Consider the following 10,781-nt stretch of genomic DNA (forward strand, 5'->3'; position numbering starts at 1 on the left):
GACATGAGAGCCGATCTGGAAATCATCCAGGAATGGATCCCCGCCGGCAGCCGCGTGCTCGACCTCGGTTGCGGTGACGGCGAGCTGCTGACCTGGCTGCGTGACCACAAACAGGTCACCGGCTATGGCCTGGAAAACGACCCGGACAATATTGCCGAGTGCGTGGCCAAGGGCATCAACGTCATCGAGCAGGACCTGGACAAGGGCCTGGGCAACTTCGCCAGCAACAGCTTCGACATCGTGGTCATGACCCAGGCCCTGCAAGCGGTGCATTACCCGGACAAGATCCTCGACGAAATGCTGCGGGTTGGTCGCCAGTGCATCATCACCTTCCCCAACTTCGGTCACTGGCGCTGCCGCTGGTACCTGGCGAGCAAGGGCCGGATGCCGGTTTCGGAGTTTCTGCCGTACACCTGGTACAACACGCCGAACATCCACTTCTGCACCTTCGAAGACTTTGAAGCGCTGTGTCGCGAACGTGAAGCCAAGGTCATTGATCGACTTGCCGTGGATCAACAGCATCGGCACGGGTGGGCCAGTAAGCTATGGCCTAATCTGTTAGGTGAGATCGGTATCTATCGCGTCAGCAGCCCCGGTCTGCCGGACCACAAGGTCGCGGTCTGAATCACGACACTTCGAGGAGAACGATCATGGGTCGTCTAGCGCTGTTTTTACTTACTGCCTGCCTGAGCGTCACCGCCATGGCCGCCGATGTCATCAAGGGCGAGCGCAAGGAAACCTTTGGCGATGTGACGGTGCATTACAACACCTTCAATTCCACCTTCCTGACACCGGAGATCGCTAAAGCGGCCGAGTTGAACCGCAGCAAAAATCAGGGCGTGATCAACGTCTCGGTACTCAAGGAAGGTAAACCACAGACGGCCCAAGTCAGCGGTACGGTCAAAGACCTGACCAGCCAAAGCATCCCGCTGAAGTTCAAACAGATCACTGAAACAGGCGCGGTGTACTACATCGCCCAGTTCCCGGTGGATCAGCAGGAAATCCGCACCTTCAAGATCGATGTTAAAACCGGCGACAAAACCAACACCATCAATTTCCAGCAAGAGCTTTTCCCCGGCCAATGATGAATTTCACCCAACTCGTACTGGCCAGCCATAACGCCGGCAAACTCAAGGAACTCCAGGCCATGCTCGGCGAATCGGTGCACTTGCGCTCGATCGGCGAGTTCAGCAGCGTCGAGCCTGAAGAAACCGGCTTGTCGTTCGTCGAGAACGCCATTCTCAAGGCCCGCAATGCCTCGCGCATTTCCGGCCTGCCGGCCTTGGCCGACGATTCCGGGCTGGCGGTGGATTTCCTCGGCGGTGCACCGGGTATCTATTCGGCGCGTTATGCCGACGGCAACGGCGATGCGGCGAACAACGCCAAACTGCTCGACGTCTTGAAAGACGTGCCCGAAGCCGAGCGCGGCGCGCAGTTCGTCTGCGTGCTGGCATTGGTGCGTCATGCCGACGATCCGTTGCCGATCCTCTGCGAAGGCCTGTGGCATGGGCGCATCCTGACCCAGGCCAGCGGTGAGCATGGTTTTGGCTACGATCCGCTGTTCTGGGTGCCGGAACGCGAATGCTCCAGCGCCGAACTGAGCCCGAGCGAAAAGAACCAGATCAGCCACCGCGCCCGTGCAACGGATCTGCTGCGCCAGCGTCTGGGCCTGAAATGACCCATGACTCGTCCGCGTCGCCGCTGATCTTCGGCGGCGCCGCACAATCACCTCGAGCGCCCTTGCCCGTGCTGCCGCCTCTGGCGCTGTACATCCACATCCCGTGGTGTGTACGCAAATGCCCTTATTGCGACTTCAACTCCCACACCGCCAGCCCCGTATTGCCGGAAGAAGAATATGTCGACGCCTTGCTGGCCGACCTCGATCAGGACCTGCATGCGGTCTATGGCCGCAAACTGAGTTCGATCTTCTTCGGTGGCGGTACGCCGAGCCTGTTCAGTGCTGATGCGCTGGGCCGTTTGCTCAAGGGCGTCGAGCAACGTATTCCGTTTGCCAGTGACATTGAAATCACCCTGGAAGCCAACCCCGGAACGTTTGAGCAGGAAAAATTTCGTGCCTACCGGGCACTGGGCATCAATCGCCTGTCGATCGGCACCCAGAGCTTTCAGGAAGAGAAACTCAAGGCCCTGGGACGGATTCACAACGGTGATGAAGCCGTGCGTGCCGCCGGCATGGCCCGTCAGGCCGGCTTCGACAACTTCAATCTGGACCTGATGCATGGTTTGCCCGATCAGTCCTTGGACGATGCCCTGAACGACCTGCGCCAGGCCATTGCCCTGAAGCCGACGCACCTGTCCTGGTATCAGCTGACGCTGGAACCGAACACGGTGTTCTGGAACCAGCCGCCGACGCTGCCGGAAGACGACACCCTGTGGGATATTCAAGAGGCCGGTCAGGCGCTGTTGGCCGAACACGGTTACGCACAATACGAAGTCTCGGCCTATGCCCTGCCCGGTCGTCCGGCACGGCATAACCTCAATTACTGGAGTTTCGGCGACTTCATCGGCATCGGTGCCGGGGCTCACGGCAAGCTCAGCCATCCGGATGGGCGCATCGTGCGCACCTGGAAGACCCGCCTGCCGAAGGACTACCTCAACCCGGCCAAAAGCTTTCAGGCCGGCGAGAAAGCCCTGACCAACGAAGAGCTGCCGTTCGAGTTCCTGATGAACGCCTTGCGCCTGACCGAGGGCGTCGAAGCGCGATTGTATCCAGAGCGTACCGGGCTGCCCCTGGAAAGCCTCGCCGAAGGCCGCCGCGAAGCCGAACAAAGTGGCTTGTTGCAGGTCGAACCGTCACGTCTGGCGGCCACGCTGCGCGGACAACTCTTTCTCAATGACTTGCTGCAGAATTTTCTGACATAAGGAAATCGAATGGATCTGGTACTCGACCTGCTCGCCACCGTGTCCCGCTGGAGCCGTAGCAACCTGTCGGAAATCTCTCTGGCGCTGGTGGGATGCTTGCTGGTGCTGTTTGGCGCCGACATCAAAGGCTGGGTCGACCAACGCTTGGGCAGCATCGCCGGCGCCTTGCGCGTCCCGCTGATGGCCCTGCTGTGCATGGTCGGCAGCGGCGTGGCGCTGATCTATGCCACGCCATGGATCATCAAAGGCCTGAGCCAGTTCAACAACTACAGCCTGGCACCGGTGCTATTGGTGGTGCTGGTGCTCATCGGTGTCGTAGCCGACCGCCGCTGAGGACTGACGATCGTTCCCACGCTCTGCATGGGAATGCAGCCAGGGACGCTCCGCGTCCCATTCAGAGCCGAACGCGGAGCGTCCGTTGAGGCATTCCCACGCGGAGCGTGGGAACGATCATTGCGCATCGCTTAAGACTGTTTTTCGAACTTCAAATCCCACACGCCATGCCCAAGGCGTTCGCCGCGGCGTTCGAACTTGGTGATCGGGCGTTCAGTCGGGCGTGGGACGCATTTGCCGTCTTCGGCGAGGTTGCGATAGCCCGGCGCGACGTTCATCACTTCCAGCATGTACTCGGCGTACGGTTCCCAGTCGGTGGCCATGTGCAACACACCGCCGACTTTCAACTTGCTGCGCACCAGCTCAGCGAACGACGCCTGAACGATACGACGCTTGTGGTGGCGGCTCTTGTGCCACGGGTCCGGGAAAAACAGCATCAGGCGATCGAGGCTGTTGTCGGCGATGCAACGGTTGAGCACTTCGATCGCATCGCAATCGTAGACGCGCAGGTTGGTCAGGCCCTGAGTCAGCACACCATTGAGCAGCGCGCCGACACCCGGACGGTGAACCTCAACGCCAATGAAATCCTGCTCCGGCGAGGCCGCGGCCATTTCCAGCAGCGAATGGCCCATGCCGAAGCCGATTTCCAGCGAGCGCGGTGCCGAGCGACCGAACACCTGATCGAAGTCCACCGGCGCATCGGCCAAAGGCAGTACGAACAGCGGCGTGCCCTGCTCCAGACCTTTTTGCTGGCCTTCAGTCATTCGCCCGGCGCGCATCACGAAACTCTTGATGCGGCGGTGTTGGCGCTCTTCGCCTTCTTCCGTCTGGATAGGCGTGTCGTTTGATTCAGTCATCAATGGCTCTTACTTGATCAGACCATCCAGCGGCGAGGAGGCGCTGGCATAAAGTTTTTTCGGCATGCGGCCGGCGAGGTAGGCCAAGCGACCTGCCACGATGGCGTGTTTCATGGCTTCGGCCATCATGATCGGCTGCTGGGCATGGGCGATGGCCGAGTTCATCAGCACCGCTTCGCAACCCAGTTCCATGGCGATGGTGGCGTCGGAAGCGGTGCCGACACCGGCATCTACCAGCACGGGAATCTTGGCTTCTTCGAGGATGATCTGCAGGTTGTACGGGTTGCAGATCCCCAGGCCTGTGCCGATCAGGCCGGCCAGCGGCATGACCGCGATGCAGCCGATTTCCGCCAGTTGACGGGCAATGATCGGATCATCGCTGGTGTACACCATCACGTCGAAACCTTCCTTGACCAGCACTTCGGCGGCCTTGAGGGTTTCGATCACGTTAGGGAACAGGGTTTTCTGGTCCGCCAGCACTTCCAGCTTCACCAGGTTGTGGCCGCCGAGCAGCTCACGGGCCAGGCGGCAGGTGCGCACAGCCTCGGTAGCGTCGAAGCAGCCGGCGGTGTTAGGCAGGAAGGTGTAGCGATCCGGCGACAGGACTTCGAGCAGGTTCGGTTCGCCCGGGTTCTGGCCGAGGTTGGTGCGGCGCACGGCGAAGGTCACGATCTCGGCGCCGGAGGCTTCGATGGCCAGGCGGGTTTCTTCCATGTCGCGGTACTTGCCGGTGCCTACCAGCAAACGCGACTGGTAAGTACGACCGGCCAGGACGAAGGGCTTGTCGCTACGAACGATGCTCATGGGAAATCCTCTGTAGGGGTGAGGTTCTTGCAGAATTCTGTGCCCTTGCGGGCTGCACGGCTAGCCGCCGCCGATGGCGTGAACGACTTCGACAGAATCGCCGTCGTTCAGCGTGGTGCCGGCATGTTGACTGCGCGGGACGATATCCAGATTGAGTTCGACCGCCACCCGGCGTCCGGTCAGTTCCAGACGGGTCAGCAGGGCCGCAACGGTTTCACCGTCGGGCAGTTCAAGGGATTCGCCGTTCAATTGAATGCGCATACCGAATGCCGCCATCATTTCTAGGGGCTGGCATTCTAGCCCGATCATGACCTAAAGGTCAGCAACAAGCGTCAAGCGGTAAGCTGCAAGCGCCAGGCGGCAAGCCCCAGGCAAACCCAACCGATCAGGAATGCCAGGCCACCGAAGGGCGTAACGATCCCGAGCTTGCTGATGCCCGTTATCGTCAGCAGGTACAGGCTGCCGGAAAACAACAGAATGCCAATAGCAAATGATGCGCCGGCCCAGGTGATCAGTCGACCGGGCATTTGCGTGGCGAGCAGCGCTACACCCAGCAACGCCAGGGTGTGCACCAGTTGATAGGTGACGCCCGTATGGAAAATCGCCAGGTACTCGGCGCTCAGGCGGCTTTTCAGGCCATGAGCGGCGAATGCGCCCAAGGCGACACCGGTGAAGCCAAAAAAAGCAGCCAGCATCAGGAAGCCACGCAACATGAAGAACTCCAGTCAGACTCGATCAACAGGGTCTGTATAATGGCCGGCTCAACGGGTTCGGCCAAGCCATCTCTATGCTGCGTTTAATTTTCCGTCGTTTCACGAAGGCCCTGCTCTGGTTCGCGGGCGGCAGCGTATTGCTGGTGTTGCTGTTTCGAGTGGTGCCACCACCGGGAACGGCGCTGATGGTCGAGCGCAAGATCGAATCCTGGTTCGACGGCGAACCGATCGACGTGCAACGCACCTGGAAACCCTGGGATGAAATCTCCGACGACCTGAAAGTTGCGGTGATTGCGGGTGAGGATCAGAAATTTCCCGAGCATTGGGGCTTTGATATCGGCGCGATTCAGGCGGCGTTTGCGCATAACGAACGCGGTGGCTCGATTCGTGGTGCCAGCACTCTGAGCCAGCAAGTGTCGAAGAATCTGTTTCTGTGGTCTGGCCGCAGCTGGCTGCGCAAAGGCCTGGAAGTCTGGTTTACCGGGCTGATCGAGGTGTTCTGGCCCAAGCAGCGGATTCTTGAGGTATACCTCAACAGCGTCGAGTGGGATGAAGGGGTGTTTGGCGCCGAAGCAGCGGCTCGGCATCACTTCGGTGTGGGCGCTCGCTCGATATCCCGACAGCAGGCGAGTTTGCTGGCTGCGGTACTGCCGAACCCGCGGGTGTGGAGCGCCAGCCATCCAACCTCTTACGTTGCAAGACGGGCCGGGTGGATTCGCCAGCAGATGAGTCAGTTGGGCGGGGACAGTTATCTGCTCGGGCTCAATGATTCGCGTCGGGCGCCTTGGTCTCAATGACGTGACGCAGAACAGTGAAATATTGGGCACCAACAAAAACGCCCCGATCAATGATCGGGGCGTTTTTTATTGCCGGTGCGCGGGTTACGCGGCGATCGACAACTTGAGCTTGTTCATCGCACTCTTCTCGAGCTGACGAATACGCTCGGCCGAGACGTTGTACTTCTGCGCCAGGTCGTGCAGCGTAGCTTTTTCTTCTGCCAGCCAGCGCTGATAGAGAATATCGCGGCTGCGGTCGTCCAGCACTTCAAGCGCTTCGTGCAGGTTGTGGTTCGAGTTGTCGCTCCAGTCGGCATCTTCCAGTTGACGGGCCGGGTCGTACCGGTGGTCTTCCAGATAATTGGCCGGCGATTGGAATGCACTGTCGTCGTCCGCTTCCGCGGCCGGATCGAAGGCCATGTCATGGCCGGTCAGGCGACTTTCCATCTCGCGCACTTCCCGCGGCTCTACGCCGAGGCTTTCCGCCACGCGATGGACTTCCTCGTTGTTCAGCCAGGCCAGACGTTTTTTCTGGCTGCGCAGGTTGAAGAACAACTTGCGCTGAGCCTTGGTGGTCGCGACTTTCACGATCCGCCAGTTGCGCAGGATGAACTCGTGGATTTCTGCCTTGATCCAGTGCACCGCAAAGGACACCAGGCGAACACCCATTTCCGGGTTGAAACGCTTGACCGCTTTCATCAGGCCGACGTTGCCTTCCTGGATCAGGTCAGCCTGGGCCAGGCCGTAGCCGGAATAGCTACGGGCAATGTGTACGACAAAACGCAGGTGGGCGAGCACCATCTGCCGAGCCGCCCCCAAATCCTGCTCATAATAGAGACTCTCGGCCAGTTCACGCTCCTGCTCCGGCGTCAGCAATGGAATGCTGTTCACCGTGTGCACATAGGCCTCCAGGTTCGCACCCGGGACCAGAGCATATGCAGGTTGCAAAGAATTGGTCATACGAAAAAACCTCCGACTTACCTAACTCGTGCAGTTCAGCACTGCGAAAATTGACCGGAAACCAAAAGACAAGTTCCCATAAACGCTGAAAGGTCAATACGAGCAAAATGATATTACTTTGGCGCAAGCTCCCGCAGGTGGCGTGCGACTGCAATCCATGCACCGATATACCCCAACAGCACCGCGCCAAGCAAGAGCGACAGACCGTCGGCAACAGGCACTCCGGCCAGCGCAAAATCACTGCCGTACAACCCGGCCAGTCCAACCACCGCGTCGTTCAGCCAGTTCAGGCCGAACGCCAGTACACCCCAGGAAAGAATCCCCGCACCGAAGCCATAAAGCGCGCCCATATACAGAAAGGGCCTGCGCACATAGCTGTCAGTGCCGCCGACGAGTTTAATCACTTCTATCTCTGTGCGGCGGTTTTCAATATGAAGACGAATGGTATTGCCTATCACCAAAAGTAATGCAGAAACCAAAAGCACGGTCAGACCAAAGACAAAACGGTCACCCAGCTTGAGGATGGCTGCCAGACGCTCGACCCAGACTAGATCAAGTTGTGCCTGTTGTACCTTCGGCAATTCGGAAAGTTTTTGTCTCAATGCTTCAAGCGTGGGCTTGTCGACCTCATCCGGGGTCACCAGGACCACGCCCGGCAGCGGGTTTTCCGGGAGTTCCTTGAGCGCTTCGCCCAGTCCGGACTGTTGCTGGAACTCTTCCAGTGCCTGATCACGACCCACGTATTCGGCGTCGGCCACGCCCGGCATGCCCTTGATCTGCTCACGCAACGATTCGCCCTGTTCAGGGCTGGCATCGAGTTGCAGGTACAGGGAAATCTGCGCAGCACGCTGCCAGGAACCGCCGAGACGCTCGACGTTACTTAGCAAAAGTGACAGGCCCATCGGCAAGCTGAGGGCCACTGCCATCACCATGCAGGTGAAAAAGCTGCCGATCGGGTGTTTACCCAAGCGGCGCAAGCTGTCCAGCAGACTGGCACGATGGCTTTCGACCCAGGCACGGAACAGCGTAGAGAAATCCGGGCCATCGTCATCGTCGCGCTTTTTCTTCTGCTGCTGCGGTTGTGGATCGGCAGCCTTCGGGGCCACGCGCTCGGAAACCTTGGGGCTCCGTGTCGCACTCATACGCCAGCCTCCCCGTCGCCGATCAATCGGCCACGCTGCAGGGTGAGCATGCGATGACGCATGCGGGCAATCAGGGCCAGGTCGTGACTGGCGATCAGCACACTGGTGCCCAGACGGTTGATGTCTTCAAACACGCCCATGATTTCTGCCGCCAGACGCGGGTCGAGGTTACCGGTGGGCTCGTCCGCCAGCAGCAAGGCCGGACGATGAACGATGGCGCGGGCGATGCCGACGCGTTGTTGCTGACCCGTGGACAGGTCGCCGGGGTAAAGATCGGTCTTGTCCGAGAGCGCCACGCGCTCCAGGGCCGAGTCCACGCGCTTGGCGACTTCGGCCTTTGACAGGCCAAGGATCTGCAACGGCAACGCGACGTTATTGAACACCGTGCGATCGAACAGCAACTGGTGATTCTGGAACACCACGCCAATCTGCCTGCGCAGGAACGGAATCTGCGCATTGCTGATGGTGCTCAGGTCTTGCCCTGCCAGCAGCAATTTGCCGGTGGTCGGACGCTCCATGGCCAGCAACAGCCGCAACAAGGTGCTTTTGCCAGCGCCGGAATGGCCGGTGACAAACAAGAATTCGCCCCGACGGACTCGAAAGCTCAGCTCATGCAAGCCGACGTGACCGTTCGGGTAGCGTTTACCGACCTGTTCGAAACGAATCATGAACGCTCCCGCTCGGCAAACAATGCCTGGACAAAGGGTTCTGCTTCAAAAGTACGCAAATCATCGATGCCTTCACCGACGCCGATGTAGCGAATCGGCAAGCCAAACTGCTTGGCCAGGGCGAAAATCACCCCGCCCTTGGCGGTGCCGTCGAGTTTAGTCAGTGCCAGGCCGGTCAGTTCGACGGTCTGGTTGAATTGCTTGGCCTGATTGATGGCGTTCTGGCCGGTACCGGCGTCGAGCACCAACAGCACCTCGTGCGGCGCATCGGCGTCGAGCTTGCCGATTACCCGGCGAACTTTTTTCAGTTCTTCCATCAGGTTGTCTTTGGTGTGCAAACGACCGGCGGTGTCGGCGATCAGCACGTCAATACCCCGGGCCTTGGCGGCCTGCACGGCATCGAAGATGACCGAAGCCGAGTCGGCGCCGGTGTGCTGGGCGATGACCGGAATCTTGTTGCGCTCACCCCAGACCTGCAATTGCTCGACCGCTGCGGCGCGAAAGGTGTCACCGGCGGCAAGCATGACTTTCTTGCCGTCCAGTTGCAGTTTCTTCGCCAGTTTGCCAATGGTCGTGGTTTTACCGGCGCCGTTGACGCCCACCACCAGAATCACGAACGGCTTGTTCTGCGAGGTGATTTTCAACGGCTGTTCGACGGGCTTGAGCATCGCTGCCAGTTCGGCTTGCAGGGATTTGTACAAGGCGTCGGCGTCGGCCAGTTCTTTGCGGGCGACTTTCTGGGTCAGGCGTTGAATGATTACCGACGTTGCTTCGACGCCGACATCGGCGGTCAGCAGACGGGTTTCGATGTCTTCGAGCAACTCGTCATCGATGATTTTCTTGCCGAGGAACAGGCTGGCCATGCCCTCGCCAATGCTGGCGCTGGTCTTGGACAGGCCTTGCTTGAGGCGGGCGAAGAAACCGGCCTTGGACTCTTCGGTACGCACAGGCTCGACCGGTGTTTCGACGGGAGCAACGGGCGTGGCGACAACAGGAACGATGACCGGTGCAGGTGCAGGTGCAGGCTCTGGTGCTTGAACAATCGGAGTAACCGGAGCGGGAGCAACAAATACCGGCACTTCTGGTTCTGGAACAACCGGTGCAGGCTCGGCCACGAACACAGGTTCAACGACCGGCTCAACCACTGGCGCCTGAACCGGCTCAGGAGCAAATGCGGCCTGGGCCGGAATCGGTGGCGTGATGTGAACCGCTTGCTCATCTTCGACCAACGCCACCGGCTCTTCCGCCACCGGCAACGTCAGCCATGGCTCGGCGGCTGGCGTCAGTGGCAACGGGGCCACGACTACGGTTTCAGGCTCAGGCGCAGGCTCGGCCGCGGGTTGCAGCACCGGCTCGGCGATCGGCAGGGCAATCGGCGCAGGCACTTGTTCCATGACCGGCGCAGGTGTTGGCTCAGGAAGTGGCTGTGGCTGTTCGATAACGGGTTCCTGCGGCTTTTTGCGCAGCCATCCGAACAGGCTTTTCTTTTCGCCAGCCGCAGCTGGGGTCTTCTTGTCGTCGTTGGAACCAAACATGGAGGACGGCTATCTCACAGTAGCGACGCGCCAAAGGGCGCCTCGGCAATAAATAATTCGATGCAGAACAGACTGCGATTCATCCAGCTTGTTCGCGCGCAACATTTTGTCGA

14 protein-coding genes are annotated in these 10,781 nt (G+C 59.7%); 6 read left to right on the forward strand and 8 right to left on the reverse strand.

From position 1 onward, the window contains the following. The first annotated feature begins 3 nt into the window (after positions 1 to 3). The 5 genes from metW to LOY56_RS24925 are packed head-to-tail and all read left to right on the forward strand — an operon-like array spanning position 4 to position 3,213. Positions 4 to 624, forward strand: coding sequence for a methionine biosynthesis protein MetW (gene metW, locus LOY56_RS24905; protein ID WP_007939351.1), 621 nt, complete (start codon positions 4 to 6; stop codon positions 622 to 624). 26 nt (positions 625 to 650) lie between these two features. Further along, complete coding sequence (locus LOY56_RS24910) at positions 651 to 1,085, forward strand: DUF4426 domain-containing protein (protein ID WP_258617895.1); 435 nt, start codon at positions 651 to 653, stop codon at positions 1,083 to 1,085. Continuing rightward, the gene (rdgB, locus tag LOY56_RS24915) at positions 1,082 to 1,678 is read left to right on the forward strand and encodes an RdgB/HAM1 family non-canonical purine NTP pyrophosphatase (RefSeq protein ID WP_258617897.1); all 597 of its coding nucleotides are present in this window, start codon (positions 1,082 to 1,084) and stop codon (positions 1,676 to 1,678) included. Before LOY56_RS24910 ends, rdgB begins: the two co-directional genes overlap by 4 nt. Beyond that, positions 1,675 to 2,880, forward strand: a complete 1,206-nt coding sequence (hemW, locus tag LOY56_RS24920; protein WP_258617900.1) for a radical SAM family heme chaperone HemW — start codon at positions 1,675 to 1,677, stop codon at positions 2,878 to 2,880. Before rdgB ends, hemW begins: the two co-directional genes overlap by 4 nt. A 9-nt stretch (positions 2,881 to 2,889) precedes the next feature. Further along, positions 2,890 to 3,213 carry a DUF3392 domain-containing protein gene (locus LOY56_RS24925; protein ID WP_007897907.1) on the forward strand — a complete coding sequence of 108 codons (324 nt, stop codon included), beginning with the start codon at positions 2,890 to 2,892 and terminating at the stop codon, positions 3,211 to 3,213. Between the two features lie 131 nt (positions 3,214 to 3,344). Here LOY56_RS24925 and trmB read toward each other — a convergent pair whose 3' ends face one another. The 4 genes from trmB to LOY56_RS24945 all read right to left on the reverse strand — a co-directional run bounded on the left by trmB (position 3,345) and on the right by LOY56_RS24945 (position 5,587). Further along, positions 3,345 to 4,070 carry a tRNA (guanosine(46)-N7)-methyltransferase TrmB gene (gene trmB / locus LOY56_RS24930; RefSeq protein WP_007945510.1) on the reverse strand — a complete coding sequence of 242 codons (726 nt, stop codon included), beginning with the start codon at positions 4,068 to 4,070 and terminating at the stop codon, positions 3,345 to 3,347. Positions 4,071 to 4,079: 9 nt separating this feature from the next. Beyond that, positions 4,080 to 4,874: a thiazole synthase gene (locus LOY56_RS24935; RefSeq protein WP_007897902.1), complete on the reverse strand. Its 795-nt coding sequence runs from the start codon at positions 4,872 to 4,874 to the stop codon at positions 4,080 to 4,082. A 60-nt stretch (positions 4,875 to 4,934) separates the two neighbouring features. Then, positions 4,935 to 5,135, reverse strand: coding sequence for a sulfur carrier protein ThiS (thiS, locus tag LOY56_RS24940; protein ID WP_258617904.1), 201 nt, complete (start codon positions 5,133 to 5,135; stop codon positions 4,935 to 4,937). Between the two features lie 71 nt (positions 5,136 to 5,206). After that, positions 5,207 to 5,587: a DUF423 domain-containing protein gene (locus tag LOY56_RS24945; protein WP_258617905.1), complete on the reverse strand. Its 381-nt coding sequence runs from the start codon at positions 5,585 to 5,587 to the stop codon at positions 5,207 to 5,209. 74 nt (positions 5,588 to 5,661) lie between these two features. On the opposite strand from LOY56_RS24945, the gene mtgA reads away from it, so the two are divergent. Continuing rightward, positions 5,662 to 6,384 carry a monofunctional biosynthetic peptidoglycan transglycosylase gene (gene mtgA, locus LOY56_RS24950; protein ID WP_258617906.1) on the forward strand — a complete coding sequence of 241 codons (723 nt, stop codon included), beginning with the start codon at positions 5,662 to 5,664 and terminating at the stop codon, positions 6,382 to 6,384. Between the two features lie 84 nt (positions 6,385 to 6,468). On the opposite strand, the gene rpoH is transcribed toward mtgA, so the two are convergent. The 4 genes from rpoH to ftsY all read right to left on the reverse strand — a co-directional run bounded on the left by rpoH (position 6,469) and on the right by ftsY (position 10,668). Then, the gene (rpoH, locus tag LOY56_RS24955; protein WP_007897890.1) at positions 6,469 to 7,323 is read right to left on the reverse strand and encodes an RNA polymerase sigma factor RpoH; all 855 of its coding nucleotides are present in this window, start codon (positions 7,321 to 7,323) and stop codon (positions 6,469 to 6,471) included. A 113-nt stretch (positions 7,324 to 7,436) separates the two neighbouring features. Then, a complete protein-coding gene (gene ftsX, locus LOY56_RS24960) occupies positions 7,437 to 8,465 on the reverse strand; it encodes a permease-like cell division protein FtsX (protein WP_258617908.1) in 1,029 nt (342 codons plus the stop codon). Beyond that, complete coding sequence (ftsE, locus tag LOY56_RS24965) at positions 8,462 to 9,133, reverse strand: cell division ATP-binding protein FtsE (RefSeq protein WP_007897888.1); 672 nt, start codon at positions 9,131 to 9,133, stop codon at positions 8,462 to 8,464. The genes ftsX and ftsE overlap by 4 nt, the downstream gene beginning before the upstream one ends. After that, the gene (gene ftsY / locus LOY56_RS24970; protein ID WP_258617913.1) at positions 9,130 to 10,668 is read right to left on the reverse strand and encodes a signal recognition particle-docking protein FtsY; all 1,539 of its coding nucleotides are present in this window, start codon (positions 10,666 to 10,668) and stop codon (positions 9,130 to 9,132) included. Before ftsY ends, ftsE begins: the two co-directional genes overlap by 4 nt. Positions 10,669 to 10,781: the final 113 nt, after the last annotated feature.

Origin of the sequence: Pseudomonas sp. B21-048 (assembly GCF_024748615.1) — a bacterium.
In the GTDB taxonomy this organism is placed as follows: domain Bacteria; phylum Pseudomonadota; class Gammaproteobacteria; order Pseudomonadales; family Pseudomonadaceae; genus Aquipseudomonas.

What these genes read in the sequence shown, in the direction of transcription:
- rdgB (WP_258617897.1), top strand. Translation starts at nt 1,082, where the DNA reads ATGATGAATTTCACCCAACTCGTACTGGCCAGCCATAACGCCGGCAAA.
- ftsX (WP_258617908.1), bottom strand. Translation starts at nt 8,465, where the DNA reads ATGAGTGCGACACGGAGCCCCAAGGTTTCCGAGCGCGTGGCCCCGAAG.
- LOY56_RS24910 (WP_258617895.1), top strand. Translation starts at nt 651, where the DNA reads ATGGGTCGTCTAGCGCTGTTTTTACTTACTGCCTGCCTGAGCGTCACC.
- rpoH (WP_007897890.1), bottom strand. Translation starts at nt 7,323, where the DNA reads ATGACCAATTCTTTGCAACCTGCATATGCTCTGGTCCCGGGTGCGAAC.
- ftsY (WP_258617913.1), bottom strand. Translation starts at nt 10,668, where the DNA reads ATGTTTGGTTCCAACGACGACAAGAAGACCCCAGCTGCGGCTGGCGAA.
- trmB (WP_007945510.1), bottom strand. Translation starts at nt 4,070, where the DNA reads ATGACTGAATCAAACGACACGCCTATCCAGACGGAAGAAGGCGAAGAG.
- thiS (WP_258617904.1), bottom strand. Translation starts at nt 5,135, where the DNA reads ATGCGCATTCAATTGAACGGCGAATCCCTTGAACTGCCCGACGGTGAA.
- LOY56_RS24925 (WP_007897907.1), top strand. Translation starts at nt 2,890, where the DNA reads ATGGATCTGGTACTCGACCTGCTCGCCACCGTGTCCCGCTGGAGCCGT.
- metW (WP_007939351.1), top strand. Translation starts at nt 4, where the DNA reads ATGAGAGCCGATCTGGAAATCATCCAGGAATGGATCCCCGCCGGCAGC.
- hemW (WP_258617900.1), top strand. Translation starts at nt 1,675, where the DNA reads ATGACCCATGACTCGTCCGCGTCGCCGCTGATCTTCGGCGGCGCCGCA.
- LOY56_RS24945 (WP_258617905.1), bottom strand. Translation starts at nt 5,587, where the DNA reads ATGTTGCGTGGCTTCCTGATGCTGGCTGCTTTTTTTGGCTTCACCGGT.
- ftsE (WP_007897888.1), bottom strand. Translation starts at nt 9,133, where the DNA reads ATGATTCGTTTCGAACAGGTCGGTAAACGCTACCCGAACGGTCACGTC.
- mtgA (WP_258617906.1), top strand. Translation starts at nt 5,662, where the DNA reads ATGCTGCGTTTAATTTTCCGTCGTTTCACGAAGGCCCTGCTCTGGTTC.
- LOY56_RS24935 (WP_007897902.1), bottom strand. Translation starts at nt 4,874, where the DNA reads ATGAGCATCGTTCGTAGCGACAAGCCCTTCGTCCTGGCCGGTCGTACT.